22 protein-coding genes and 1 pseudogene are annotated in these 25,730 nt (G+C 63.2%); 7 read left to right on the top strand and 16 right to left on the bottom strand.

The window, feature by feature from the left end; translation table 11 throughout:
- Window positions 1–82 precede the first annotated feature (82 nt).
- The 6 genes from JJB99_RS09065 to JJB99_RS09040 all read right to left on the bottom strand — a co-directional run bounded on the left by JJB99_RS09065 (window position 83) and on the right by JJB99_RS09040 (window position 7,294).
- Window positions 83–1,696, bottom strand: coding sequence for an NAD(P)-binding domain-containing protein (locus JJB99_RS09065; protein ID WP_200498436.1), 1,614 nt, complete (start codon window positions 1,694–1,696; stop codon window positions 83–85).
- A 1,044-nt stretch (window positions 1,697–2,740) separates the two neighbouring features.
- Window positions 2,741–3,451 (bottom strand): ABC transporter ATP-binding protein, encoded by a 711-nt coding sequence (locus tag JJB99_RS09060; protein ID WP_200498435.1) that lies wholly within the window; start codon window positions 3,449–3,451, stop codon window positions 2,741–2,743.
- The gene (locus tag JJB99_RS09055; protein ID WP_200498434.1) at window positions 3,448–4,200 is read right to left on the bottom strand and encodes an ABC transporter ATP-binding protein; all 753 of its coding nucleotides are present in this window, start codon (window positions 4,198–4,200) and stop codon (window positions 3,448–3,450) included. Before JJB99_RS09055 ends, JJB99_RS09060 begins: the two co-directional genes overlap by 4 nt.
- Complete coding sequence (locus JJB99_RS09050; RefSeq protein ID WP_200498433.1) at window positions 4,197–5,156, bottom strand: branched-chain amino acid ABC transporter permease; 960 nt, start codon at window positions 5,154–5,156, stop codon at window positions 4,197–4,199. The genes JJB99_RS09055 and JJB99_RS09050 overlap by 4 nt, the downstream gene beginning before the upstream one ends.
- A complete protein-coding gene (locus tag JJB99_RS09045) occupies window positions 5,153–6,052 on the bottom strand; it encodes a branched-chain amino acid ABC transporter permease (protein ID WP_200498432.1) in 900 nt (299 codons plus the stop codon). The genes JJB99_RS09050 and JJB99_RS09045 overlap by 4 nt, the downstream gene beginning before the upstream one ends.
- 6 nt (window positions 6,053–6,058) lie before the next feature.
- Window positions 6,059–7,294 (bottom strand): ABC transporter substrate-binding protein, encoded by a 1,236-nt coding sequence (locus tag JJB99_RS09040; RefSeq protein WP_200498431.1) that lies wholly within the window; start codon window positions 7,292–7,294, stop codon window positions 6,059–6,061.
- A gap of 96 nt (window positions 7,295–7,390) precedes the next feature.
- On the opposite strand from JJB99_RS09040, the gene JJB99_RS09035 reads away from it, so the two are divergent.
- The 7 genes from JJB99_RS09035 (at window position 7,391) to JJB99_RS09005 (ending at window position 14,149) form a co-directional block, all read left to right on the top strand.
- Window positions 7,391–7,549: a hypothetical protein gene (locus JJB99_RS09035; protein ID WP_200498430.1), complete on the top strand. Its 159-nt coding sequence runs from the start codon at window positions 7,391–7,393 to the stop codon at window positions 7,547–7,549.
- 286 nt (window positions 7,550–7,835) lie between these two features.
- Entirely contained in the window at window positions 7,836–8,657 is an 822-nt protein-coding gene (locus JJB99_RS09030; protein WP_200498429.1) for an N-acyl homoserine lactonase family protein, read from the top strand.
- A gap of 111 nt (window positions 8,658–8,768) precedes the next feature.
- Complete coding sequence (locus JJB99_RS09025; protein ID WP_200498428.1) at window positions 8,769–9,701, top strand: ABC transporter ATP-binding protein; 933 nt, start codon at window positions 8,769–8,771, stop codon at window positions 9,699–9,701.
- Entirely contained in the window at window positions 9,698–10,399 is a 702-nt protein-coding gene (locus JJB99_RS09020; RefSeq protein WP_200498427.1) for an ABC transporter permease, read from the top strand. Before JJB99_RS09025 ends, JJB99_RS09020 begins: the two co-directional genes overlap by 4 nt.
- A gap of 8 nt (window positions 10,400–10,407) precedes the next feature.
- Entirely contained in the window at window positions 10,408–12,000 is a 1,593-nt protein-coding gene (locus JJB99_RS09015) for a Gldg family protein (protein WP_200498426.1), read from the top strand.
- Window positions 12,001–12,035: 35 nt separating this feature from the next.
- Window positions 12,036–13,055: a hypothetical protein gene (locus JJB99_RS09010; RefSeq protein ID WP_200498425.1), complete on the top strand. Its 1,020-nt coding sequence runs from the start codon at window positions 12,036–12,038 to the stop codon at window positions 13,053–13,055.
- A 20-nt stretch (window positions 13,056–13,075) separates the two neighbouring features.
- Window positions 13,076–14,149, top strand: a complete 1,074-nt coding sequence (locus JJB99_RS09005) for a HupE/UreJ family protein (protein ID WP_200498424.1) — start codon at window positions 13,076–13,078, stop codon at window positions 14,147–14,149.
- A 597-nt stretch (window positions 14,150–14,746) separates the two neighbouring features.
- Here the strand turns inward: JJB99_RS09005 and JJB99_RS36915 are convergent.
- The 10 genes and pseudogenes from JJB99_RS36915 to JJB99_RS08955 form a co-directional block, all read right to left on the bottom strand.
- The gene (locus JJB99_RS36915; RefSeq protein ID WP_200498423.1) at window positions 14,747–15,088 is read right to left on the bottom strand and encodes a helix-turn-helix domain-containing protein; all 342 of its coding nucleotides are present in this window, start codon (window positions 15,086–15,088) and stop codon (window positions 14,747–14,749) included.
- Window positions 15,089–15,558: 470 nt separating this feature from the next.
- Window positions 15,559–16,374 (bottom strand): TIGR01459 family HAD-type hydrolase, encoded by an 816-nt coding sequence (locus tag JJB99_RS08995; protein ID WP_200498422.1) that lies wholly within the window; start codon window positions 16,372–16,374, stop codon window positions 15,559–15,561.
- Between the two features lie 14 nt (window positions 16,375–16,388).
- Window positions 16,389–17,663: an FGGY-family carbohydrate kinase gene (locus JJB99_RS08990; protein ID WP_200498421.1), complete on the bottom strand. Its 1,275-nt coding sequence runs from the start codon at window positions 17,661–17,663 to the stop codon at window positions 16,389–16,391.
- Window positions 17,660–18,700: a class II aldolase/adducin family protein gene (locus JJB99_RS08985; protein WP_246775181.1), complete on the bottom strand. Its 1,041-nt coding sequence runs from the start codon at window positions 18,698–18,700 to the stop codon at window positions 17,660–17,662. The genes JJB99_RS08990 and JJB99_RS08985 overlap by 4 nt, the downstream gene beginning before the upstream one ends.
- The gene (locus tag JJB99_RS08980; protein ID WP_200500086.1) at window positions 18,697–20,202 is read right to left on the bottom strand and encodes a glycerol-3-phosphate dehydrogenase; all 1,506 of its coding nucleotides are present in this window, start codon (window positions 20,200–20,202) and stop codon (window positions 18,697–18,699) included. Before JJB99_RS08980 ends, JJB99_RS08985 begins: the two co-directional genes overlap by 4 nt.
- Window positions 20,202–20,888, bottom strand: coding sequence for a class II aldolase/adducin family protein (locus JJB99_RS08975; RefSeq protein WP_200498420.1), 687 nt, complete (start codon window positions 20,886–20,888; stop codon window positions 20,202–20,204). The genes JJB99_RS08980 and JJB99_RS08975 overlap by 1 nt, the downstream gene beginning before the upstream one ends.
- A gap of 18 nt (window positions 20,889–20,906) precedes the next feature.
- Window positions 20,907–21,947 (bottom strand): 2-hydroxyacid dehydrogenase, encoded by a 1,041-nt coding sequence (locus JJB99_RS08970; protein ID WP_200498419.1) that lies wholly within the window; start codon window positions 21,945–21,947, stop codon window positions 20,907–20,909.
- A pseudogene (locus JJB99_RS08965) lies at window positions 21,947–23,497 on the bottom strand (FGGY family carbohydrate kinase). Before JJB99_RS08965 ends, JJB99_RS08970 begins: the two are co-directional and overlap by 1 nt.
- Window positions 23,497–24,624: an ABC transporter ATP-binding protein gene (locus tag JJB99_RS08960; protein WP_200498418.1), complete on the bottom strand. Its 1,128-nt coding sequence runs from the start codon at window positions 24,622–24,624 to the stop codon at window positions 23,497–23,499. The pseudogene JJB99_RS08965 and the gene JJB99_RS08960 overlap by 1 nt, the downstream one beginning before the upstream one ends.
- Entirely contained in the window at window positions 24,621–25,730 is a 1,110-nt protein-coding gene (locus JJB99_RS08955) for an ABC transporter ATP-binding protein (RefSeq protein WP_200498417.1), read from the bottom strand. Before JJB99_RS08955 ends, JJB99_RS08960 begins: the two co-directional genes overlap by 4 nt.

Raw genomic sequence — 25,730 nt, 5'->3', positions numbered from 1 at the left:
GCCTATAGTCAAACGACATTTTCTTGCTGTCCGCGGAGCGAGAAGAAACGGTAGCGCCGCACATCTTGTTACTAATCGCCTCTCACCGCCTCTTTTTCTTCTTCAGTTGCGCCGCTCGCCGGGTACGCTTCTTGCGCCCGAGCCGGATGGACTTTGCCGACAAAGAGCTCTGCTGGGGCATTGATCGCTGCAATGAGCCACCGAGCGTTGCAACCTGGTGTTGATCGAACTGACTGACAAGGCCGTCGCCATTAACCGCCTCACTGCCAAGCTGGCTCAACCAGACAAATGCACTATCGAGGGTGCGCAGCTCAGGCGTCTCGTATGATAGCAGATCTCTATAGTAAGCGGCTGCCTCTTCGCGAAACAGTTGCTGCGCGATGCCGCTTACGAGCCGCCGCAGTCCGTACTTCATACCCGTTATGGCAGCTCCCGAAATGCCATGACTCAGCATCGCTCCGAAGGTGAAGTTGTATAGTCCTTTCAGGAAAGGAGCCGCGCCGCAGTGCCGCTCTGTGAATTCAAAGGCTTTACCCAAATATGGATAGCGAGCGAGTGACTCGCTTTCCTCCCCGCGTGGAGGCGTGAAGCGGTCCTGCCAAAGAGCAATCTCTTCACAAAAGAGGACGAGCTCCGGCCGTGCCGCGAGATCAGTCTCCACTCCGTTCGCAAAAATAATGAAATCGAAATCAAAGCTGCGGTCGGTACTTCGGGCTCTTGCGACACCGCCTGCTTGCTCGACGACACTCCACCCGCACTCGGAATGCCAGTGAAAATTCTCAAAGCTGCGGCATCGCCAGTAGGCGTCCTGTGTGGGCGGGACCGGGAGCTCCTCGAGAATGTGGCGCATGAATCGCCAGCGGTCCAGGTCCGAAAGTTCACCGAAGTGGCCCAACATACCAGCAAAGTTCATCCAGGTGAGCGGATTGACTCGGGGCATTTCCGAACGACGGAAGCATAGATCTACTCGTGCGGCGCCGGCCTCAAGTGCGAGGGCTGCGTTGTCGAAGGCCGATGCACCGGCGCCAAGGATGCCGATGCGTTTTCCCGCAAGCTTCCGAAAATCGATAACATCGGCTGAATGCGCATAGAGATCTGCGGATAAATGAGTAACCAGAGACCTCGGAGCCCGCCAGCTGCCGCTTCCCTCAAAGCCCGTTGCTAGAACGATCTTTTTTGCATGCACCCGCTCAATGCCATCGGAACGACGAAGGAGGGCAAGGAAAATATCATCCACGGGCTCAATCAGCACCAACTCGACATCATTTTCCACCGGGAGAGCCAACACGTCCCGGTACCAATCCAGATACGATCGCCATACTTCCTGGTGGAGCGTATCTATCCGATCCCATGCTCGCTTCCCAAACTTTTCCTCGTACCACGCCCGCACAGTTAGGCTTGGGATGCCGAAATCAATGCCGGTCACCTCTTTCGGCGTGCGCAGCTGTTTCATCCGAGCGAAACTGCGCCAGGGGCCTTCAAAACCACGTCGACGGCGATCAATGATCCTGAAGTTTGTTATGCGCTCGAGCCTCAAACCGAAGGCGATTCCGAGCCCGCTCTGTCCGCCGCCGACGATCAGCACATCGAGAACCGGCGAGCCGTCCCGAAATCGCGGGATGGTCCACTCCCGAGCCGGATATTCCAAATAACTCAGCTCGCGCCGAACCCGCTTCGTGAGTTGGGAGACGCTCATGGGAGCTCCCTGCGCTGCGATCTTGCAAGATGTTGATCTTTGCTCTTCGACTTCGCTCTGTCCCATTACCATAGGTCCAGTTTCAGAGAAATCGACGCTCGGGCGCAACCATGCAAGATCTTGGCCCTGCGAAATGAAGGACACAAAGCAGAGCTGGTCTGTCTGCTGCAGCTTTTACCTATTTGCCCGACTCAGTCGAAATTGGCGCGGCCGGGTCTCGCTTTGGCTGGGGCAGGAGACGCGATCACGGCAGGTCCGGCCGCGGCGGGACCGACGCGCCCTTCCCGCCGCGTCGACGGTCGTGCCGAATTGCGCCAGTCCATCGTAGCACGTCACCGTGGCTATTCACGCAAGCTTCAGAGGGATTGTAGAATTTGCAGAGAACTCATCTTCTTAGCTAAGTCGTTTGGAGGAGCGGTGATCCTCCGGTTTTCGCCCGTTCCGCTTGGACAAGAGCGGCACTGATAGGGTTTTGTTAGAAAGCTTATCAGTCGCGAGCAGGGTACTTGCCGATCTCCTAGCAGCTGCGCGGCGTCTTGCCGACAGTCTTGCACGAAGTAGAACCGGCCCACGAGCGACAATTCGATTTTCCTTGCTGTCCACGAACGCCTCGTTGAGGGAATGCGGCTGGCCGGGGTGCCAGAAGGGTAGCGTTCGTCATGTCAGACCCAACGGACGTCATCTTCGTCCGAAATGGGTCACATTGCGCCTTTGAGCCGCAGACGCCCCCCTTCCGGTCTACCCGATGAGCGGACAAATTGGCGCGTGGCCTGCACTTCGTGTTTGGGCCACTTTCGGACTCAAGAAGAAGGCCTGCTCGATCTGCGCATTACGCTCAAGACTTACGGTTGTGTAGCGGCCCCCCTACTACACCGGGCCACGCCGATTTAATTTGCGAAGTCCTAATCGTGACGACAGCGCTTCGACAGTGGCCGAGGAAAGGTCGAGTTCTCGGCGGGGCAATTCGACGGTCATGATCCGGTGTCCTTGCATAAAACCGGGAGGCGTTTTTCGCAATGGCCATTGCCAGCACCAACCCGATCGCTACATGGCGAGATAGCGCCGGCGGATATCCTCGTTCCTGGCAAGGCCGGCCGTATCCTGGTGGTGCACCACTTTACCTTTATCGATGACCACGGCCTCCTCCGCAATCCGCAGGCAAAAATGCATGTTCTGCTCGGCAAGCAGGATGGTGGCGCCGCTTGCTCCCAGTTCGCGCAGCATGCTGCTGATGGTGGCGACCACGATGGGAGCGAGCCCTTCGCTCGGCTCGTCGAGCAAGAGAACCAGGGGGTTGCCCATCAGAGCCCGCGCGATCACCAGCAACTGTTGCTCGCCGCCGGACAGGCGGCCCGCTTGGCGCGCGCGAAAGTTTGCGAGCAGCGGGAAGGTGTCCCAGATGCGCGGCAGCGTCCAGTCGCGTCGTCCATCGGGACCGCTCTTGGCCGCGATCAGGAGATTGTCCTCCACGCTGTGCTCGGGGAACACCTGGCGATCCTCGGGCACATAGGCGAGACCGAGCCTGGCGCGCACGTGCGGCGGCGCGCGGGTGACGTCGCGGCCGGCTAAGACGATGCGGCCGCCTCTGGCCGGCACGATCCCCGCAAGCGTCTTCATGGTCGTGCTCTTGCCTGCGCCGTTGCGGCCGAGCAGCGCCAGCGTGCGCTTCTCTTCGAGCGCGAGGTCAATATCGAACAGGATCTGGCTGGCGCCATAAAAGGCGCTCAATCCTTCGGCACGCAGGAGCTCCGTCATGCCGCGGGTTCCTCTCTGCCAAGATAGGCATCGATCACCGCCTGGTTGTTGCGGATCTCGTCCGGCGTGCCCTCGGCCAGGACGCGGCCGTAGCACAGCACGCGAATGGTGCTCGCGACCTGGAAGACGACGTCCATGTCGTGCTCGATGAACACCAGCGTGAGCTTGCGCTGATCCCATAATCCCCAGACGCGGTCGATCATGCGCCAGCGCTCGTCGGATCCCATGCCGGCCGTCGGCTCATCGAGCAGGAGCACCTTCGGTTCGAGCGCAAGCGCAATGGCGATATCCAGCAGCTTCTGGTCTCCGTGGGAAAGGATCGCAGCCTCGACATTGGCGGCGTGGGTCAGGCCGACCAACTCCATCACCTCTCCGGCGCGCTCTCGCACGCCGGGGGGCGGAAAGCGGCGAGCGAGATTGCCCCACCGGCCGAGATGGGCGGTAACGGCGGCCATAAGGTTCTCCGCCACCGTCATGCTAGGAAAGCAGCTCGCCACCTGAAACGCCCGCCCGATGCCAAGTTGCATGCGTTCAGCTTTGGAGCGACGGACGAGGTCCTGGCCCTCGAGCAGAACCTCCCCGGCATCGGGGGCGAACGCGCCGCTGATCAGGTTGAAGAAGGTGCTCTTGCCGGCGCCGTTCGGGCCGATCACCGCCGAAAGCGAGCCTGACGGAAAGGCCAGCGACACATCGTCGATCGCCCGCACGCCACCGAACGTTTTGGTGAGATGTCTGATCTCGAGCTTCATCGTAAGCCTTTCGGCCAGGCAAGTCGGAGGAAATCAAGCACGCCGCGGCGCAAGCCAAGGGCGAAGATGAGGATCACAATCCCTAATACCAAGCCCTGATATTCGGTGACGCGTGCCACCGCGTCATTCAGCGCGAGCAGGATCGCCGCGCCGAGAAGCGGTCCGAGGAAGCTGTTGATTCCGCCCAGCATGACAGCAAAGATCGCTTGGCCCGAATTCGGCCAATCGGCCAGTTCCGGATAGGCCCCCGACACGAACAGTGCGGCCAACACGCCGCCGAGCCCTGCGAAGCCGCCGGCGATGGTGAAGGCGCACAGTCGGGCGCGCCACAGCACCACGCCCAGAAAGCCCGTACGGGTCTCGTTGTCGCGGATCATGCACAGCGTCTGGCCAAACGGGCTTGCGGAAATGTGGCGCAGCGCAAGCAGGCCGAGCACCGCGATGACCGCGCAGAACTGGTAAAGATGAAGCTGCGAGGTGAGGTCGAAGCCGAATATCTCGCGGCGCGGCAGGCCGCCGCGCAGGCCCTGGTCACCGCCGGTGAGGTTCTGCCAGGAAATGATGACGCTGTAGATCAGCATCTGAAACGCCAGCGTGATGAAGGCGAAATAGTCCGTGCTGAGGCGGACGCAGATAGTGCCGACGCAGAGCGCGGCAACTGTCGTGAACAGCACCGCGAGCACCGCGACGACGGGCAGCGAAAGCTCCGTCATCTGCATCATCAATGCGAAGGCGTAGGCGCCAAGCCCATAGAACATGCCATGGCCGAAAGAGACCATGCCGGTGTTGCCGACCAGGAGGTTGAGCGAGGTCGCAAACAGCGCCATCGCACTCAACCGGATGACGAAATCCTCGAAGGCGGGGCTGCGATGGACGAACGGGATACTCAGCACGATAATCAAGGCCACTGCGGCAATCGCCACATCCCGCGTGGCCGAGCGGTGATTGTCCTTCATAGCCGCCGACCGAACAGGCCCTGCGGCCGGAGCAGCAGGATGGCGATCATCACGATGTAGATCAGGCCGTCGGTGAACTGGGGGAAGCCGATCGTGCCGAAGCCGCGAACCAGCCCGATCAGCAGCGCCGAAACTAGCGCGCCCGCAATCGAGCCCATGCCGCCGATCACAGTGACGATAAAGCTCTCGATCAGCACCGAAAAGCCCATGCCTGGCGACAGCGAACGCACCGGGGCCGCGAGAGCGCCGGCGAGCCCCGCGAGCCCGCCGCCGACCGCGAAGACGATCGCAAACAGCAGCGTGGTGTCGACTCCGAGCGCGGATACCATCTGGGCGTTGATCGCGGCGGCGCGCACCGTCTTGCCGAGCCGCGTCATCGACAGGCCGAGGCCGAGAACGACAGCGATCAGCGCAGCGATGCCGATCAGCACGGCATAAAATGGGGGCACCACGCCACCGGCGATGAAGAGGGGTGGCACCTGGAACGTCGGCGGCATACCCATGGCGTGGAACTCGGGCCCCCAGATGATCTTCACGAGATCGTCGAAGATCAACACCACAGCGTAGCAGATCAGAAGCTGCATCAGGACATTGGAGCTGTAGACGCGACTGATCAGCGCGCGCTCGAACACGACGCCGAACACCGCCATTGACACCGCGCCCGCCAGCACCGCAAGCGCATAGCTGCCGGTGACCCCGAGCGCCGTATAGGCGACGTAACCGCCCAGCATGTAGAAGGTGCCGTGGGCGAAATTCACGATCTTCAGCACGCCGAAGATCAGGGTCACGCCTGCGGCGACCAGGAACAGCAGCATGCCCACGATAAGCCCGCTGGTGGTTTGGGTCACCACACAGGCTGATGTTGTGAGGCAGGCGCCGAGCGCGTTGAGGTCCATCTGAGCTCAGATGTACTTCTGCTGCTTCTTCCACTCCGTCTCGAGCTCGATGATCTTACCCCAGTCGGCGGCCTTCACGTCGACGATGAACGGCTCCTTCGGTATGGTCTGGCCCCAGCCGATGGCATAGCCTATCGTGGTGTGGTCGTCGCGCATGGTGATCGTGCCGTCGACGCCGAATGGCGTGCTAATCTTCATCCCGGTGAGCGCATCGGCCAGCGACTTGCCATCCAGGGCGTCGACCTTCTTGATGGCCTGCTCATAGAACTGCATCGCCACCGTGTTCTGCCACGACCAGTTGGTCGGCCGCTCGTTCCACTTCTTGAAGTAGGCCTGGCCCCATTCCTTGTTGGCGGGCGTATTCGGGAAGGTTTCGAGATAGCGGGTCGCCGACTGGATGCCGGCCGGCAGGTTCTTGATCGCAGCCAGCACCGGATAATCGACATTGGGCGTCGCCACGGCCATCTGCGAGAACAGCGCATAGATGTTGCCCTGGTTCACGAAGGCCGAGAGGTCGCCGGCATAGAGCAACGTGAACAGCGCCTGCGGCTTGGCCTGGATCAGCTTGGTGATGACTTCGGTGAAATCGGGCTGTCCGAGCTTGGGCCAGGCCTCGGTGATCACCTCGAGGTCCGGCTTGAACTGCTTGAAGAACTGCAGGTATTGCGCAGTGGTGTCGCGGCCGTAGGCGTAGTCAGGCGAGCATGTCGCCCATTTGTTAAGCTTCTTGGCGCTGGCGTATTCGGAGAGATAAATGCTGCCGGCGACAGCGTCGTGAACGCCCTGCCGCGCGACGCGGAACGCGGTGGGCGCCCGGATCTTGGGGTCGGCAGTCAGCGACGACGTCTCGCTGTTTGTGTGGATGCAGGGGATGCCAAGATTGCGCACGACTTCCTGGACCGCGAAGGAGGCGGACGACGCCTCGGCATCGATCAGGAGCTCGCAACCTGAGCTGTTCACCAGCTCGCGCGCGATGCGGGCGGCCTCCTGCGGCTGGCCCTTTGAATCGCGGTACACGATTTCGATCTGTCGGCCGAGGAAGCCGCCGGCCGCGTTGATACGATCCTGTTCCATCATCAGCGCGTTGCGCGAGGAGGTGCCGAGCAGCGCGATCGGCCCCGACAGGATGCTTTGCATTCCAATGCGCAAGGTGTTGGCCTGTGCCCTGGCCACCCAGGGAGCGGCCAGCAAGCTGGCGGTACCAGCGGCCAGCACAATGCGACGCGTGATGACTGCGCTCATTGAATCACACCTCCCATGAACCTGTTCCCGTGGCCTGTCTCGAAGACAGCCGGCTGTTTTTATTCAGGCGGCCGAGTGTAGATCGGCGATAGGTTTGTGATCAACTGGCATTTGCGACTGGCGCCAACCAGCAGCGGCGCCGCGGTTGCGACCGTCACTAGGTCGAGCGATGCGACCATGATCGACGGCGGCTGGATCGCTTATGCCGGACATCAGGCGAGGAAGAAGGCGATCAAGCAATATCTCGCCCTGTGAAATAAGCCCGTATCGGCGAGTCGGCCTGAGGGATCGTGATCTTGCTGCTGCGCAACAAAACCGCTCGCGCAATTTCGTTGTGTGGTGGGTCACAAGCTGCACAATCGACACAGGTTGTGGTATGAAGCTAACATCCGACAACCATCGAGCGAGAACGACCCAAGCAAGACGGAAAGACAAAGCGGAAGATAAAATACGTCAAAACCGGGAGGACGACATGCTGATGCGCTGTGCGAGAGTCCTTGGCTTATTGATCGTAGGACTGATTTGGACAGCCGCCGGGACGATGGCGGCGGACGCTCCGAAAGAGATGAAGCTCTACGTCTTCTCCTCGGGGGCGCTTAATCTCGACAAGTCGATCATTCAGAATGGCTCTAGCGGCAAGGTCCAGATTCCGGTCGGCTTTTTCCTGATCCGCCATCCCAAGGGCGACGTTCTGTTCGATTGTGGCAACAACGACCGGATCATCAAGGATCCCGACTATTGGGGCCCGTTCGTGAAGGCGCTTGATCCGGGCCGCGATCCCGACATCGCCATCGATGCCCAGCTTTCCAAGATCAACGTCAAGCCGTCCGACATCAAGTACGTCGTGCTCGGGCACTTCCACGTCGACCACGCCGGCAACATCGGCAAGTTCCTGGATTCGACTTTCGTGTTCCAGCGCGACGAGATCAGGAACGCGTTCTGGCCGGCGCCGGGCTACGCCACGTTCTTCATCTCAGAAGATTTTTCGATGTTGCGGAACAGCATCGGCGGCGGCATGCCCGCCAAGTACAAGACCATCGAGCTCGACGGCGATCTCGACCTGTTCGGCGACAACAGCGTCTTCATCCATCGCACGGTGTCGCACACGCCGGGAAGCCAGATCCTAGTCGTGCGGCTGCCGAAGACCGGCACAGTGGTGCTGACCTCCGACGCCGTGTATCTCCAGGAGAATCTCGACAAGAATATCCTGCCGAGCATCGGCAGCGTCTATGATCCCGTCGGCATGCTCGATGCCTACGCCTGGGTGAAACGGGTTCGCGACACCGAGAGCGCCGACATCATCTATGCCCACGATCCCGATACGTTCAAGGCGCACAAGCACTCGCCCGAATTCTACGAGTGATTGGCTGACGACCTCGGTCCTCGCGCGCGGAGTCGTCATCCCGGGCCTTAGGGTCCGGGATTCTGTTCGATACTCTGCGCGCGAGACCGCCAGAGGAGTGTTGTGGATACCATGCCTCCGGTCGTTCTGGCGCAGCATGTGACGAAATGGTACGGGCCGCGGCGCGCCGTCACGGATGTATCCTTTGCGATCGAGCCGGGCGAGATCGTCGGCCTGCTCGGGCCGAACGGGTCCGGAAAGAGCACGATCTTCCGCATGCTCACGGGCTATCTAGTGCCGACCTTCGGCCGGATCGAGGTGGCGGGCTGCGACGTGGTCGCCGATTCGCTTGGCGTCCGCCGCGCCATCAGCTACGTGCCGGAGGATGCGCCGCTCTACGATCACATGAGGGTCGGCGAGTTCCTGCATTTCATGGCGGGCATCAAGGGGCTGCACGGAGCCAAGGCGCGCACCGCAGTCAATGAGGCCGCCGAGCGGCTCGACCTGACGGGGGTCATGACGCTCTCGACCGGGAAACTGTCGCGCGGCTTCCGCCAGCGTGTCTCGATCGCGCAGGGGCTGCTGGCCAATCCTGAGGTGCTCGTGCTGGATGAGCCGACCAGCGGGCTCGATCCGCATCAGGTGATCGCGGTACGCGAACTCATCCGATCGCTCGCAGGTCGCCACACGGTGTTGATGGCCTCCCACATCCTGCCCGAAATCGAGAAGATCGCCTCGCGCGTGATGATCCTGCTCGATGGCCGGCTCCTGACGGCCGATGCGCTGAAGGAGATGATGCAGGACCTGGCGCTGAGGCTGGCGACGCCGTCGCCCGAAGCTGCCGTGCGCCATGCCGCCGAAGGTGTTTCCGGCGTGCGCCACGTTGCGCCCGATCACGACGCGGGTCATTATCTGATCCGCGCCGAGCGCCGCGCATCGCTCGCGGCCGATCTGATCGCCGCGCTCGTCGCGGCCGATGTCGCGGTGTCGGCGCTCTCCGAGTTGCGGCCGGGTCTCGAGCAGGTGTTTCTCGATCTCACCAGGGCCCCGAGGGAGGCCGCATGAGAAGTTTTGCGGTTCTGCTCCGAAAGGAAGAGACGGCACTGTTCTCTTCGCCGATCGCCTATGTGCTGATGACCGTGTTCCTCCTCATCATGGGCTACAGCTTCACGCTCACGCTGTTCCTCAGCCACCAGCCGAGCATGGTGCACATCTTCTTTCAGATGTTCGTGCTGTTCGGGCTCACGGCGCCGCTGATCACCATGCGCCTATTTGCCGAGGAGCGGAAACTGAAGACGCTCGAAGTGCTGTTGACCGCGCCGGTGTCGGAGCTCGCGATCGTCTTGGCAAAGTACCTCGCCGCCATGAGCCTGGTCGTGGTCATGCTGCTGCTGTCGGGCGCCTACGCCGCTGCGCTCGCCTGGTTCGGCGATCCTGACTTCGGCCCGATCTACAGCGGCTATCTCGGCCTATTGCTGTTCGGCTCGGCGCTGGTCGGCACCGGGCTCCTGGCGTCGGCGCTGACGGCGAACCAGGTAATCGCGGCCCTGATCACGCTCAGCGTGTTCCTGCTCTTGTGGATCATCGACAATTTCGGCTGGCTGCTGCCGAGCCCCGCTGACACGCTGGTCGTGAACCTGTCGTTGTCGGTTCATTTTCGCCCCTTCGCCATCGGCTCGATCTATCTCTCCGACGTCGGCTTCTTCCTCAGCGTCACGCTTCTGACGCTGCTATTGACTGTGCGGGCGCTGGCGCGGCGATGATGGCGCGCTTGACCAGAGCCAACATCATCGTGGCCGCGCTGGCAGTCGGCGCCGTCGCCTGCGGTCTGCTCGGCTTTGGCGGCATGAGTGAGACCGCATCGAACAGCATTCTGTTCGTCGCCTGTCTGCTCGTGCTGCTTGCCCTGTTCATGCTGGCGGTGCGGCTTCCGTTGCGCGGCAGCGGTTCGCGCGCCTCGGCCTGGGTTACGAATGCGGCCATCGTGCTGGGCGCGATCGCCGTCGTGACGGGCGCCAATGTTGCGCTCTATCGCCATGACGTGCATCTCGACGTCAGCCAGGAGGCGTTGAACACGCCACCCCGGCAGCTGACCGACGTCATCGCGCAATTGCGCACTCCGCTCGCGTTGACCTATTTCTACAATGCCAGCGATCCCAACGCGGTCGCCCTGCGCGACCTCGTGCAGATCGCCGCTCGCAACCATCCACTGTTCGCCTTTCGCGCCATCGATCTCGACAAGGAGCCCGGCACGGCGCGCGACCTCGGCGTGCGCGCCTATAACACTGCGGTGCTGCAGGCCGAGGATCGCAAGGTCCTGGTCGAGAGCGTGATCGATCCCGCGCGGCTCGGCTTGGCTACGCTGCGCGTGCTGCGCAAGCGCACCGAGACCGTCTGCTTCGTCACCGGGCATGGCGAGACTTTCCGCCCGATGCCGTCGCACTTCCATTATAGCCATGTCGAGACGCTGAAGGGCCATGAGACGCCCGGCGCCGGCGACGTGCTGGAGGCCGCGCCCGAGCAGCTCGACCGGCTGCAGCTCGCGCTGAACCAGATCGGCTTCGAGATGCGCGAGCTCGTCACCGCGACGGCGTCGGCAATTCCGCCCGACTGCTCGGTGATCGCCGAGATCGGGCCGCGTACTGCCCTTACCGCGGACGAGGTGCAGCTGCTCGGCAATTACCTCAAAGGCGGCGGCCGGCTGTTGCTGCTGCTCGATCCGCTGTCGGAGATATCAGGTGATTTCGAGCGGCTCCTGCTCAGGCCGGTCGGACTGGCGAGCGAGGCCGCGATCGTCGTCGATCCCCTCAACCATTTCCGGACCGACGCCGACAAGGTCGCGGTGCCCTATTATCCAACCCATCCCATCACAAAGCGCCTCGCGCTGACCGTGTTCCCGCAGGCGCGGCCGCTTCTCGTCGCGCAGCCGCCGTCCGGTGTCAGCCTCGTCGTGCTGGCGGCGAGTAGCCAGGACAGCTATCTGAAATCGCCCACGGCCGTGGTTGCGGCAACAGGCGGAGAGGCGCCGAGCGCAAAATCCGGCCCGCAGCCGCTCGCGGTTGCGCTCGAGGGGACCTGGCCCGGCGCGGGCGAGGACAAACGCTTTCGTCTCATAGTCGCCGGTACCAGCAAGTTAGCCAGCAACGAATACTTCCCCTACGTCTCCAACGGCGAGCTGTCGCTGTCGATGCTGCGCTGGCTCGCCGAGGATGATGCAAGCCCGAGCGTGCCGCCGCAGCGGTTGAAGCTGCCGGAGATCGTGCTGACGAGCCGCCAGATGCGCGACAGCTTCCTTGTGCTGGAGGTCCTGTTGCCGCTGAGCACCGCGGTGTTCGGCATGCTGATGTGGTGGAGGCGGCGATGAGGGCAGCGGCTGCAAGCAGGACCGGACGATGGCGAATGCCGCTATTGGCCGCATTGCTGCTGGCGCTGCTCGCCGTTCTTGTGATCAGCGGGCAGTGGCCGGAATTGCGGAGCAAGGTCGCGTTTGCGCCAAAGGGCCTGGTGGCGATCGCGCCCGCTGACGTGCGTCGCGTCGCGATCCGCTCCGGCGGCGACAGCATCGTGCTCGTCCACCGGGCGACCGGCTGGGGCATCGAAGCTGTCGATGGCGCCGTGCCGCCCGAGCTCGGCAAGCATCTTGATACGGCGCTGCGGCTAATCAATGTCAGCGAGGTCGTGCGCGAGATGCCGGCAAGCGAGCTCACAGTCGCGAGCTTCGCCGAGTTCGGCCTCGATCCGCCAGTCATCGTCGCTGCGATCGAGGCGAACGGCGGCACTGCTGCGACCATCAATTTCGGCGCGCTCAATCCGGCGAGCACCTCGCATTACGTCCGGCTCGCGGGCAAGGCCACGGTCGCGCTAATGCCACGCCATGTGGCGGAGGAGTGGCGCGTGGCTTTCGACATCGCGCGCCGCTCCCGCGACCAGGCAGGCCACGGCGCGGCGAGCCGCGGCAAGGACCTGCTGCTGCCGGTCTCGATCGCGCAGATTTGGGCGATCGAGATCGTATTTGCCGGCAAGCTGACGCGGTTCGAGCGTGACCCCGACGGCAACTGGTTCCGTCATCTCGGCCAGCACAGCCATGCCGCCGGCAACGTCGCCCATCTCGCCGATCCCGCTCAGGCCCGCATCATCGATGCGGCGCTGCGCGCGTTCGATGCGTCGGCTGTCGAGACGCGCATCGGGCACGCCGAGCCGTCGCAGCTCGCGCGGTATGGCCTCAATCTGCCCGGCCTGATCCTGCTGGCCTTCGCGCGCGACTCGTCGACGCCGCTGGCGCGGCTCGAATTCGGTGCCTCAGCCGATCCGCTCGATCGCTATGCGCGGCTTGCGCCCGATGGCGCCGTGGTCACCGTGGCCGAGTTCGAGATGCGCCGTCTCACGGAGCTGTTGCGCGCCGTCGGAGCGGCCTCGTGAGACGATCGTGGCGGGGGTCCTTGGCTGCAATCCTGACACTGCTGGGCCTGGCCCTGCCGGCCTGGGCGCACCAGATCAACCTTTCCACAGCGCGCCTCACCTCGACCGACGACCGCATAGTAACCGTCGAGATGGGGCTCAAGGGCAGCGACGTCGACCGTCTGGTCGGCACCAAGCTCTATGACGCCAAGGAGGATACGGTCGATCCCGCCGCGGTCGCCGCCGCCACGCCGGTGATCCTTGCCTATGTGACCGCGCATCTGGCCGTGAGAAATGCCGCCGGCATCGCGTGCCCGGCCGGCGACGCCGCGATCCTCGCCGATGGCGACGGCGTCATCTTCCGCAACACCTTCTCCTGCGCCACCGTGGCCGGCGACATCATCTATCGCTCCACGGTAATGACGGAGAAGGATCCCACCGCGCGGCAGGTCGTGCTGGTCGCGCAAGGCGGACACGAGGCGCAGGCGCTGCTCGATGCCGACAACACGACCGTGACACTGTCGGCGCAGGCGCCATCGCTCGCCTCGACGATGCAACGCTATCTTCTCACCGGCATCGAGCACATCTTTCTCGGCTACGACCACATCGCCTTCCTGGTCGCCGTCGTGCTCTGGGCGCGGCGGCTCGTTCCCGTCATCAAGATCGTGACGGCGTTCACGATCGCGCATTCGATCACGCTGTCGCTGGCGGCGCTTGGCATCGTCATCATCCCGAGCCGGATCGTTGAACCCGCGATCGCGGCATCGATCGTGTTTGTTGCCGTCGAGAATTTCTTTTCGCGGGACATCGACCGGCGCTGGCGCGTGACCTTCATGTTCGGGCTGATCCACGGCTTCGGCTTTGCCAGCGCGCTGCAGGAGATCGGCCTTCCGTCACATGCGGTCGTGTCGGCACTCGCGGCCTTCAACATCGGCGTCGAGATCGGCCAGGTCGCTATCGTTGCAATGGTGATTCCGGCGCTGATTGGCCTAGACGGCCTCGTGGCGATCGACAGAGCCAAGCCGGCGAGGCCCGCAGCTTTGGTCTATGCGCTGTCGGCGCTGATTACCCTGCTCGGCAGCTATTGGTTCTTCACGGGCGTGGTCGATGCATAGCAACTCAACCGATCGGAGAGGCAGATACGAGACTACTCAGCAGCCCATTCGATCCCGCGCGCGAAGCCGCGCTGGTCACGGGGTGCGAAATGGCTTGAGGTGAGCCTCACGTTAGACGCCGTAGAGGCGCTGGTACTCGACACGAACATCCTCGCGGATGCCTTTGCGGGCAAACCATCGCCCATCCGAAGCACGACTTAACGCAGCCATCCGCAATGCCATTTGTGACGCCTTTTGTATTTTAGGCGGCGCAAATACGTCAGGTCTACCAGTAAGATGCCGGGATTGCAGGACAATTCAACTGTGTTGGTACAGTTGGGTGGGCTCGAATCACCGACTTCCTGTTCCACAGAACGAAGGTCAGATTCGGCCGCACCAGCTTCGCACCAGAAGCAACGCGAACGAACGCCAAGAACGCGATCGAACCCTAGCGAAAACGCAGCAGAATCAACCACTTCGATGATAGTCTCCCGCTCATAACAGCCTAGTTGATGGTTCGAATCCTCGACCGGCGAAGAGAGCACGGTCGTGTCATCAAATTGAGTGTTGAAGAAAGGCGCGTTCGAAGTGGATTGCTCCCGTTAAGTGGCACTTCCGCTAGTTCGACATGTTGGTGTCAAGGAGCGCCAGAAGTGAGCGCACCCCTACTAGTCGCCGACGTCCGATCGTTGTCGTGACGATACGCCCAGTTCCGATCAACTCGTAAAGCTTCGTGCGTCCCAAGCCGGTCGCTTCGCATGCATCGTCAACCGTGCAGGTGAGCCGCTGCGCGAATGCAACGTGCTCGGTTCTGCGGCTGTCGGAGCGGATAGACTGACTAGTGAATGCTGTCTGCCAGCTTTCTCTCGTCGATTGTATCTCACGTGGCCGGCCCTCTTTTCGCACGAAGCTCGACAGGACAAGAGTTGATTGTGCGACAAGCAGCGTCACTGCGAACATCCGAGGGCGCTCGCGTACGACAGCGCACGTCAGCGGCGGTTTGAATATTTCTGGACACCAAGGGCGAGGAGCAAATTTTTCGCGAATGCGGCAGCCACAATGAGGCACCGCGCCGAGGCTAGTCCGCTATGTCGGTAGCAAATTCCCCAAGCGTTCGTCGCTGTTCACCAGCGTCTTATTCAACCATTATTCAACGAACGTGGCTGATACCTGGCTAAGTGCCTGAGTTTGCTGGCGCTCCCTAGGGGAATCGAACCCCTGTTTCAGCCTTGAGAGAGCGACGGGAAGCGCTTGAAGAAGATGCGGCTGTTGAGCCAATCAGCTTCGAAGCGCGAACTCGCAACCGCACCAGTTTCGCAGCAGAAAAGACCTCACCGAAACCAACAAACGCGATCGAACCGAAGCAAAATCAACGGACCTGACCGAGATTCTGCCGCTTGCGGCGGCGGGGACATCGGCCGGGAAACCGATCACCATTTGAAGGATGCAGTGAGAAAATCTGGCGTGCCGCCACATGCGGCGCACAAGCTGAGAAGCTCGGGCTCTCCAAGGGACCGGTGAATGCCTGTCCGCACCAGAAGCGTCGACAATCCCATCGCCCTGCCGCCGCAAACGTCGTGTTCTGGGCTGTCACCGACCATGATCGCGCGCTCGACATCTGTCGTTACACCGCCCAGCGCGTGGCGGAAAATCACACCATCCGGTTTGCCGACATAGTCGACCTGGCCTCCAAGGTCCTGATAGATCCTTGCGATCGCGCCCGGTGCGGGAACGAGCTCACCGTCCCTGATCATGGTGATGTCCGGATTGACGCAGATCGCCGGCACGCCCGTCTGCGCCGCGGTCTGCAACAACGCGCGATAAGAATCCAGCGAGGTCCTCGGCGCGTCCGAGCCGGCGAAGACCAGGAAGGCGGCGTCATCCGGTCGAGTCACCAGATCGAATACATCCGACGAAAAGGCGTATCGATCGCCGCGGCGTCCGATCACGCAAACCGCTGCGCCGAGCGTAAACCGTGGGCCGAGGCCGCCGCTGCGCACGAGCTGCAAGCCGACCTCTCCCGAACTCAAGACACGGAAACGGCAGTCGGAAAAGCCCAACTGGGCGAGCCGGGCCATGTTGTCGGACGCGTTCTTGCCTGAGTTCGTCAGCACGATGACGTCGCGCGCGTGGTCAGCAATCCTCGCCAGGCCATCGATGGCACCGGGATAGGCGGCAACGCCGTCATGCAGCACCCCATACTGATCGACGAGGTAGACATCGAATTGGTCGGCGATGTCGCGCAATCCGGCGATCCGCTTCATGACGAAAGCCCCGCTCGGAGTGCGAGCCGGGCAACGCCAACGGCTGCTTCGTCGTTCAAGGAGGCCACCACGGGCACGCCGAGAGCGGCAGCGCGGATGCGGCGCCAGACCTCGTTCGCAGCACCGCCGCCGACTGTGGCAACGCCGGTGAGAGAAGGACCACCGAGCTCGGACAGCCGCCGGTAACCCAGCGCTTCGATGCGTGCGATGCTTTCGAACAGTCCTTGCAGAAATGCCGCATCGTCATCGGGACGGGGCGTCAGCCGCGGGGCGAGTGCGGGATCGTTAATGGGGAATCGTTCACCAGGCGCAGGCAGCGGATAGTAATCGAGACCGGTGCTGGTGCCTGGATCGATCCGCGCGCTGATCTCGCGCAATTGCTCGGATGAAAAGAACTGGGAAAGCGTCGCTCCTCCAGTATTGGAAGCGCCGCCGGCCAGCCAGAGGTCGCCGATGCGATGGCTGTAGATGCCATATTCGGGGGCGAACAAGGGCACTTGGCTCGCAAGCTTCAGCACCAGCGTCGAACCCAGCGATGTGACGGCATCTCCCGGTTTCGCGGCGCCGGTCGCCATGAAGGCGGCGCACCCGTCCGTCATTCCGGCGACAACGACAGTTTTGGCGGGCAGCCCAAACTTCTGCGATGCCGTCGGCGATAACTGGCCGATGACGCTGCCGGCTCGCACCACCGCCGGAAGTTTTGGCAACGCAACGCCGGTGGCTGCAATCCAGTCAGGCCATCGCCGGCGGACCGGATCATAGCCGGTCTTCAGCGCATTGCTTTCGTCGCTGACATCGAAGCGCCCCGAGAACTGCGCGGCGATCCAGTCGGCCTGATGCAGAACCCTGACAACGCCCGACGTCTGCAACAGACGCATCGCGCGCGCCAGCGGCGAAGTCACGCCATGAACAGCGGCCTTAGGCGGCGCGACGCGTGCGACCGCAGCGATATCGGCATCGTCGGCGCGGTCATTGTAGAGGGTTCCAGCCGCCATCGGGGCGCCACGATCGTCGATCCCAACCAATGTCCCTGAGGTGCCGTCCACGGCCAGTGCTGCGACCCGCGTCAGATCGATCATCGATGAAAGGCGCATCATCGCATCGTCGAGCCCACGCGCCCATACCAATGCGTCCTGGGTGATCCGATCGCCTTGACGAGGCGCCGGCGGCATCGCCGCAGTTGCGAGGGCCGCGATCTCGGCGGCGCGATCGATCGCAGCGATCCGGACCCCGGAGGTCCCGACATCAATCCCGAGAACGAGATTGCTCATGGCATCCTCGCATCGAGCGACTGCCGATATTTCTCTGCGTCCCAATTCAGCAATTGCGCTTCGTCATCCGCGCTCAGCGGCGCGATCGGATCGTCGCTCGCGAGCCGGCACGTGACGTCCGCCAGACAGCCGATCATCGCGCGGGCGCCTGGCGTCGCCGCCGCATGCACCAGGACGCCAGCACCGGGAACGACGACCAATGGCGTGCCGACACGGCCGCAGCGCCGCGCAGCGTCGACCGCTCGTTCGCCGGCGTCGGCTGTCACGATGCCTGGACCGAGAAAGACGACGTGATCCGGATAAAGCGATCCACGCCGAGCCGCGGCGAGACTGACCAAGTCGGTCGCGATCGCATGGCGGCGATCGTCATCCGGAATCGAATAGCCGTCGCCCGCGGCGGCCTGCAGCACCTCGCGATCCGGCTTCGGCGCCGCGCGCGCAACCCTGGCAAGCCGCTGCGACACTTCCGCGCGGAGCCGCTCGGCTTCAGCTACGCTGTCGGCGGCGACCACCAATCCATGGTTGCCGAGCACCAAGACGTTTGTCTCGGCTGTGAGATGTCTAAGCATGGCCCGCCCCAGCGGGGCGCCAGGGCGAACATAAGGCACGAAGCTCCAATTCAGCCCGGACAAGCGCGCAGTAAGCCGTTCGACCGCGTCGGACAGGCACACGGCCGCGATAGTCTCGACACAATGTACATGCACGACCACGCGCTGCGGCATAACCGCATGCAAAGTGGTTTCGATCGAGGGACGCAGCGCAAGATCCGTGAGATCGCGGCGCACGAACGGCTCGCACGTTTCGCAGGCGGGATCGCCGGCCGCCAAGCCGTCAAGCACCGCGGCGACATCGATCGGAATCAGGATCGAGCGCTCGGTGGCCTCCGCCATCCAGGTGCCGCTCGCCTTGACCCACATCACGCCATCGCGCTTGAGCGAGATGTTGCCGCCGGGCCCTTGAATGACGAGCGGATTGCGCCCAAGCCGCTCTGCCAGCGCGAGCAGGTCGCGCATTTCGGAATCGTCGGTATCCGTCACGCGGATTTCGCCATGGTGAACATCCAGTCGGAAAAAGCCTGCTTCTGGCCAGGCGTGAGATGGAGGCCGTGTTTTGTGCGCCGCTCCAGGACATCCTCCGGCGTCAAGGCCCATTCGTCCCGTTGCAGGAATTCGGCCTCACGCTGATAAAACACGCCACCGAAATGGCGCCCCAGGTCGGCGGGCGCACGAACCTTATCAAGCAGCCCGAGAGCGCGTATCCCGTAAAGCCGCGCATAGTGATCGAGTACCTCGCGCGGTAAAGCCGGATAGTCACGACGAAGGCCCGCGGCGAACGCATCGAAGTCGGCCCACGCGATATCGCCGCCCGGCAGCGCAGCATCTGATGTCCACGGGCCAGTCATGCCCGGAAAATACGGCCTCAGCTTCTCGAGCGCCTGCTCCGCCAACTTTCGAAAGGTCGTGATCTTGCCGCCGAACACCGACAGGATCGGCGCGGCGCCATCGGCGTCATTGAGCTCGAAGACATAATCCCGCGTCACCGCTGAGGGATTCTCGGCGTTGTCATCGAACAGCGGCCGAACGCCCGAGAACGAATGGACAACGTCGGCGCGTGAGAGCTGTGTTACGCAATAGCGATTGACCGCGCGCAACAGATAAGAGATCTCGTCCTCGCCGACTGCGACAGCGTCGGCCTGGCCGCTATAGGGGATATCCGTGGTCCCGATCAGACAGAGATCGTCCTGATACGGATTGACGAAGATCACCCGGCGATCGTCGTTCTGGAAGAGATAGGCGTGCGGCCCGTCCCAGAACTTCGGCACAACGATGTGGCTGCCCTTGACCAGGCGAACGCGGTGGCCTGCATTCAACCCGGCATGGTGGCGAAGCACATCTTCGACCCACGGACCGGCCGCATTCACGACGGCACGGGCCGAGACGATGGTGACGGCGCCCGCCTGGTCGCGCAGCTCGGCGTGCCAGATCCCGCCGTCCCTGCGTGCGGACACCAGCGCGGTCCGTGTCAGGATCCGCGCGCCACGAGCCGCCGCGTCGAGCGCATTGAGCACGACCAGCCGCGCGTCGTCGACCCAGCAATCAGAATATTCGAAGCCCGTCCTGTACTCCGGTTTGAGCGCCCTGCCCGCAAGCTCGGTCGGCAGATCGAGGCGGCGCGATTTCGGCAGCAGCTTGCGGCCGCCGAGATGATCGTACAGCATCAACCCGAGCCGGATCATCCAGGCCGGACGTTGCTCCTTCGAATGCGGCAGCACGAAGCGCAGCGGCCAGATGATATGCGGCGCAGCGCGGAGCAACACTTCCCGCTCGATCAGCGCTTCGCGCACCAAACGGAATTCATAATATTCCAGATAACGCAGGCCGCCGTGAACCAGCTTTCCCGAACGCGAGCTCGTGCCCTGCGCCAGATCGTCCTTCTCGCAGAGCACAACGCTGAGGCCGCGGCCGGCCGCATCGCGTGCGATACCTGTGCCGTTGATGCCGCCGCCGATGACGAGAAGATCGACCGGGTCTGGTCCCATCACGCTGATGCGATCTTCTTCGATTTGGACGGCGGGTCCTGCACGCCGTAGCTGCCGAAGGCGCTCGCCGTGTCGGCGATCTCGGTCTCGCTGAGCAGAACCGGCCCGCCGATCGCCAGAGTGAGATAATATTGCCGTGCGATGGTCTCGAGCTCGACGGCGAGCCACATCGCCTTGTCGAGCGAGGTTCCGACCGCGATCATGCCGTGGTTGGCCAACAGGCAGGCCGTGCGGCCCTCCAAGGCCTGCAGCGCATAGTCGGATAGCTCCTTGGTGCCGAAGCGCGCATAACCGGCGACGCGTACGTTCATGCCGCCGAAGGCGGCCATCATGTAGTGGCAGGCCGGGATTTCCTTGCGTGCGATCGCCAGCACCGTCGAATAGGTCGCGTGGGTGTGCACGATGCCGCCGACCTCGGGCCGCGCCTTCATGATGTCGAGATGAAATCGCCATTCGGTCGACGGTTTCAGCGGCCCTTCCCACGATCCGTACTCACCGTTGATCGGCATTGCGGCGACCATCTCGGGCGTCATGATGTCATAGGGCGTCGCCGACGGTGAGATCAGCATGGTGTCGCCATGCCGCGCCGAGATGTTCCCCGATGTACCCTGGTTCAGGCCGGAGGCGTTCATCCAGCGGCATTTGTCGATGATTGCTTTGCGCAACTGCAGCTCGGTGTCATCCATGGTTCGGCTCCTGAGAGATCAGCAAAGGTGATGAAGGGAATCGCCGTTCAGATATCGCTGCACTTCCAGCGCCGCGGCTCGGGCCGCGATCCTCACGGTCTTGACCGACGCGCCCGCGATATGCGGCGTCAACGTGACGTTCGGCAGTTGCAGCAACGGCCAATCCGGCGGAACGGGTTCGACCGCGAAAGTTTCGATGGCGGCGCCGCGCAAATGATCGGAGGCAAGCGCATCATACAGCGCCTGGTAGTCGACCAGCGGGCCGCGCGCGGTGTTGATGAAGTAGCTGCCCGATTTCATCGCGGCGAACTGCGCGGCACCGATCATGCCCCGCGTTTCCTCCGTGACTCGCGGATGTAGGCTGACCACGTCGGATTGCGCCAGCAGGCGCTCCAGACCGACCTGCTCCACATCATCATTGAGGTCCTCGACCGCGAGCTGCACATAGGGATCGCACACCAGAATGCGGCAACCGAACGCCTTGAGCAGCCGCACCACGCGGCGGCCGACATGGCCATAGCCGATGATGCCGACCGTCATCGCGGACAGCTCATCGCCGGTCAGATCGGCGCGGTAGAGATCGCCGCGCCACTCGCCCCGCCGCAACGAGTCGTGACCGCGCGTGATCAGACGAGTTTGCGAGAGGATGGCACCGATGGTGAATTCGGCGACCGCACTGGCATTGCGTCCCGGCGTGTTGACGACCTGGATGCCGCGTGCCCGCGCCGCAGGGACGTCGATGTTGACGGGGCCGCCGCGGGACACCGCGACCAGTTTGAGGTGTGGCAGGCGATCCATCATGGTGGCCGACAAAGGCGCGAGATGCGTCACCAGGATCGGCGCGTCGCCGATGAAGGCCACGATGTCGTCGGGCTGCCCCATATATTCCTTCAGGCCATCCATGCCTGCCTTGGCATAGCCGTGCTCCATCGGCTCGTCGGGCCATGGCTGTTCGAACGAGCGGATCGTCAGCGCATCACCGCAAACATCCCGCAACGCCTCCTCGAACAGGCGCGGCAGCATGAAGCGGTCCCCGATGATGGCCACCGACTGCGTCATCAGTTAGCCTCCCTTGCGTCAGCCAGGGCGGCCCAGATCGGGGACATGGCTTCGCGAACAGAACGGTAGATCGGAAACAGCTTGTCGTAGAGCACACGACGATCGGGATCGGGGTCGACCGACGGACCGAGCGTCGGCGTGACCCAGCGATCCGCGCAATCCGCGAGGCTCGCATAGTGGCCGAGGCTCATCGCGGCAATCATCGCGGCGCCGGCGGCGCCGGTTTCCTCGCGCATCACCCGCCGCACCGAGGCGCCGAGGATGTCGGCGAAAATCTGCAGCAGGCTCGACGAGCGCGCCGCACCGCCGGTGACGCGAATCTCGCTCGGGATATTCCCCATCACGCTGTAGCAATCGCGCGCGGCAAGGCCCAGCCCTTCATAGATCGCACGGATCAGGCCGGCAAAAGTGGTGCTGGTCGACAACCCGACGAATTGCGCGCGCGCATCGGCATTCATGAACGGGCCGCGTTCACCAGCTTCCAGGATATACGGATGATACAGCGCGCTGCCCGGTGTCGCGGCGGCGGGTGTCGACGCCGGCGAGCAGCGCCTGCCGGTTGGCATCGACGCCCGCCATGGCACAGGCCTGCCGCGCCGTCTCGATCGCCCAGTCGATGTTGACCGTCCCCGCCATATTGGACTGGATCTGCGCATAGAGCTGAGGTTCGGGCAGCGCCATGGTGTAGCCCGAGCAGGCCGGATTGAGCGCCACCGCATCAGCGCCGACGCTCATCCGCATATGCATGCCGGTCGAGCCGAGAATCGAGCAGCCGACCTCACCGCCGACATCGTAGAGCCCGCCACCGATCGCCGAACAGACCACGTCGACGTAGCCGAGCACGACAGGCAAGCCGCTCGGCAGGCCCGTCGCTGCCGCGGCCGTGTCGGTGAGACCGTGATGCGCCCGTGCGCCATCCACGATCTCGGGCAGTAGACCAACATGCTGCGCAATGCCGAGTCGTCGAATATCTCAGGCGCGTAGCTGCGGCTGCGAAAATCTCCATAAGTAAAGATGGCCTCCGACGGGTCGACGGCGCGAATGCCGGTCAGCTTAAAATAGAGCCAGTCCTTGCAATGCAAGGCGGTCGCTGCGCGTTGCAATCGCTCCGGCTGGTGCTGCTGCATCCAGGCGAGCTGGACCGACTGCTGGCAGGCGTTCAGACCGGTGCCGGTCGTCGTATAATGGGCGGCGTGATCCGGTCCAGCCACGAAGAGCGCCGCCATCTCGGCCGCCCGCGAATCCAACCAGATCAACCCGTCGCCGATCGGCTCGCCATCGGCATCGATCAGCCAGCAACCGTCGCCCTGCCCGGTCACGGCAAGCGCTACGACACGCTCGGTGAGATTGGGCACGACGGCGGCGAGATCGCACAATGTCTGCCGAGCGTCATCCCAAGTCCGCAACATGTCCTGCTCGACACATCCGCGTCCGAGTTTTGTGTAGGCATTCGGGCGCGACGTCATCCCGACCTGCACGCCGTCGATCGTGAACGCCACCGATTTGAGAACGGAGGTGCCGGCGTCGAGGCCGATGATGAGATCGCGAATCATGCGGCTCGCGCTCCATGCGCCAGCGCAACGGTAGTATGAGGATCGAAGATGTGAAGATCCTGCGCCCGCACCGCATACGGCACAGTGTCTCCGATCGCGGCCCGCACCCGGGCATGGGAGACCGCGACCAATAGCTTACCGGCCACCGCCATCGCGACGTGGCTCTGGTCGCCGAGCCATTGGTTGGAAACGACACGTGCCGTCGCGGCGCTGCCATTGCCGAGCACGACACGGTGCGGACGAACGCCTAGCACAACCGTGGTCCGGTCGCCGATCGCCCTCCGGACCTCCAGTCCCAGCTCGTTGTCGCTGAAGCTCAAGTTTGGGCCATTGTCGAGCGCGAATGTGGTGCGGCCATCGTCGCGGATCACAGACGCATCGAACACGTTCATCGGCGGCTCGCCGATGAACGTCGCGACGTAGAGGTTCGCGGGTTTCTCCTTGAGAACGTGCTGGGGCGCGAATTGCTGCAGCACGCCGCCTTCCATGACCGCGATGCGGTCGGCCAGCGCATTGGCCTCGGTCTGGTCATGGGTGACGAAGATCGAGGTCATCGCGCGATGTTTGAGCAGCCGCTTGAGGCGGCCACGCAACACCGCGCGCAATTGCGGCTCGAGCTGTCCCATCGGCTCGTCCAGCACATACAATGCTGCATCACGCACCAGCGCGCGCGCCAGCGACGCGCGCTGCTGCTGGCCGCCGGAGATCGAGTTAGGATAGCGGTCAAGGATCGGCTCGATCTCCACCAACGCGGCCACCTCCTGGACGCGGCGCGACACCTCGCTCGCGGAGAGCCGACCCCGCTTCAGCGCGAAGGCGATGTTCTCCCGCACCGTCAGCGGCGGATAGAGCGAATACCCCTCGAAGGCCATCGCGACGTCGCGCGCGGCCGGTGCGAGACGCTCGATCCGCCGATTCGCGAGCGATATCTCGCCGGCACTGACGTCCTCGAAGCCGGCGACCATTCGCAAGGTCGAGGTCTTGCCGCAGCCGGACGAGCCGAGCAGCGCAACGATTTCGCCACGCTCGACCTCCATGCTCAGCGCCTTGACGGCGTGAACCGGCGCGCGGCCGCGCGGATGGTAGGTCTTGTCGACGGCGCGAAGCGACAGCGGTGCGCTCATGAGCCACCTCCTCCCTTTCCCGCGGGAATGAATCGTCGGCCGCTCTCGCGCTCGAACAACAGCACCGCGTCGAGATCGAGCGCAATATGCGCGGGCCCAGTTCGGCGCGGCTCATCGCGGTCGCCGGCTTCCGACGCCAGCAATTCCTCTCCACCTTGCATTGCAAGCAGCAGCACCGACTTCTCATTTAGTGGTGTCACGGCGAGCAGCTCCACCGCAATTGTGCCCGGCGCCGGTCGATCGACTAGGCGCAATGCCTCCGGCCGCAATCCCAGCAGATAGCTGCCGCCCGCCGTCGCCGCGTAGCTCGCAGGAAGCCTGATAGTTGCGCCGCCCAGCCGGATCTCGGGCGCTCCATCGACAACCTGCGGCGCGACTTCGATCAGGTTGAGCGTCGGGTCGCCGAACAGCCGCGCCACGCCGACATTGACCGGCTCGGCATAGATCCGCGCCGGCGTATCGCATTGTGCGACCTGACCATCGAGCAGGACTGCGACACGGTCGCCCAGCGCCATCGCCTCTTTGAAATCCTGCGTCACGTAGACGACGGTCGATCCGGCGCGCTTCAGCAGCGCGGGCAGCTCCAGCCGCATTTCGTAGCGAAGCTTGGCATCGACATTGCGCAAGGGATCATCGAGCAGCAAAATATCGGGATCCGCGACCAGCGCACGCGCCAGCGCGGTGCGCTGCTTCTGGCCATTGGACAACTCACGCGGCGAATGCCCCAGCACGTGGCCGATCTTGAGAAGCTGTGCGACGGCATCGACCTTTCGGTCGATCTCGCGGCCGTCCGTCTTTCGTGCCGTCAACGCGCTTGTGATGTTCTCGCGTGCGGTCATATGCGGAAACAACGCAAAGTTCTGGAAGGCCATGCCGATGCCGCGCTTGTCCGGCGGGCTTCCCGAGGCGTCGCGGCCACGTAGGGCGATCGAGCCGACATCCGGCGGGTAGATTCCCGCAAGCAGCCGCAACAGCACGGTCTTACCGGTCCCCGATGGCCCGAACAGGGTGATGATCTCGCCCTTGTCGACGCTCAAGAACAGTCCTTTCAGGACTGCGTCATCCTTGAAAGCCTTGTGCAGGTTCCTGATCTCGATCTGCGCCAT

The sequence above is a fragment of the Bradyrhizobium diazoefficiens genome, from assembly GCF_016616235.1.
In the GTDB taxonomy this organism is placed as follows: Bacteria; Pseudomonadota; Alphaproteobacteria; order Rhizobiales; family Xanthobacteraceae; genus Bradyrhizobium; species Bradyrhizobium diazoefficiens_H.
The sequence above is the reverse complement of the archived record's forward strand: the minus strand, read 5'-3'. Positions and strand labels throughout refer to the sequence as shown.

Excerpts from the sequence above, each read along its gene's own strand:
- JJB99_RS09050 (WP_200498433.1), bottom strand. The coding sequence starts at position 5,156 with ATGAAGGACAATCACCGCTCGGCCACGCGGGATGTGGCGATTGCCGCA.
- JJB99_RS08980 (WP_200500086.1), bottom strand. The coding sequence starts at position 20,202 with ATGGGACCAGACCCGGTCGATCTTCTCGTCATCGGCGGCGGCATCAAC.
- JJB99_RS08970 (WP_200498419.1), bottom strand. The coding sequence starts at position 21,947 with ATGACGCAGTCGGTGGCCATCATCGGGGACCGCTTCATGCTGCCGCGC.
- JJB99_RS09060 (WP_200498435.1), bottom strand. The coding sequence starts at position 3,451 with ATGACGGAGCTCCTGCGTGCCGAAGGATTGAGCGCCTTTTATGGCGCC.
- JJB99_RS36915 (WP_200498423.1), bottom strand. The coding sequence starts at position 15,088 with ATGTTCGCAGTGACGCTGCTTGTCGCACAATCAACTCTTGTCCTGTCG.
- JJB99_RS08955 (WP_200498417.1), bottom strand. The coding sequence starts at position 25,730 with ATGGCGCAGATCGAGATCAGGAACCTGCACAAGGCTTTCAAGGATGAC.
- JJB99_RS09020 (WP_200498427.1), top strand. The coding sequence starts at position 9,698 with ATGAGAAGTTTTGCGGTTCTGCTCCGAAAGGAAGAGACGGCACTGTTC.
- JJB99_RS08990 (WP_200498421.1), bottom strand. The coding sequence starts at position 17,663 with ATGAGCAATCTCGTTCTCGGGATTGATGTCGGGACCTCCGGGGTCCGG.
- JJB99_RS08960 (WP_200498418.1), bottom strand. The coding sequence starts at position 24,624 with ATGAGCGCACCGCTGTCGCTTCGCGCCGTCGACAAGACCTACCATCCG.
- JJB99_RS08975 (WP_200498420.1), bottom strand. The coding sequence starts at position 20,888 with ATGGATGACACCGAGCTGCAGTTGCGCAAAGCAATCATCGACAAATGC.
- JJB99_RS09040 (WP_200498431.1), bottom strand. The coding sequence starts at position 7,294 with ATGAGCGCAGTCATCACGCGTCGCATTGTGCTGGCCGCTGGTACCGCC.
- JJB99_RS09030 (WP_200498429.1), top strand. The coding sequence starts at position 7,836 with ATGGCGGCGGACGCTCCGAAAGAGATGAAGCTCTACGTCTTCTCCTCG.
- JJB99_RS09065 (WP_200498436.1), bottom strand. The coding sequence starts at position 1,696 with ATGAGCGTCTCCCAACTCACGAAGCGGGTTCGGCGCGAGCTGAGTTAT.
- JJB99_RS09055 (WP_200498434.1), bottom strand. The coding sequence starts at position 4,200 with ATGAAGCTCGAGATCAGACATCTCACCAAAACGTTCGGTGGCGTGCGG.
- JJB99_RS09010 (WP_200498425.1), top strand. The coding sequence starts at position 12,036 with ATGCCGCTATTGGCCGCATTGCTGCTGGCGCTGCTCGCCGTTCTTGTG.
- JJB99_RS09045 (WP_200498432.1), bottom strand. The coding sequence starts at position 6,052 with ATGGACCTCAACGCGCTCGGCGCCTGCCTCACAACATCAGCCTGTGTG.
- JJB99_RS09025 (WP_200498428.1), top strand. The coding sequence starts at position 8,769 with ATGCCTCCGGTCGTTCTGGCGCAGCATGTGACGAAATGGTACGGGCCG.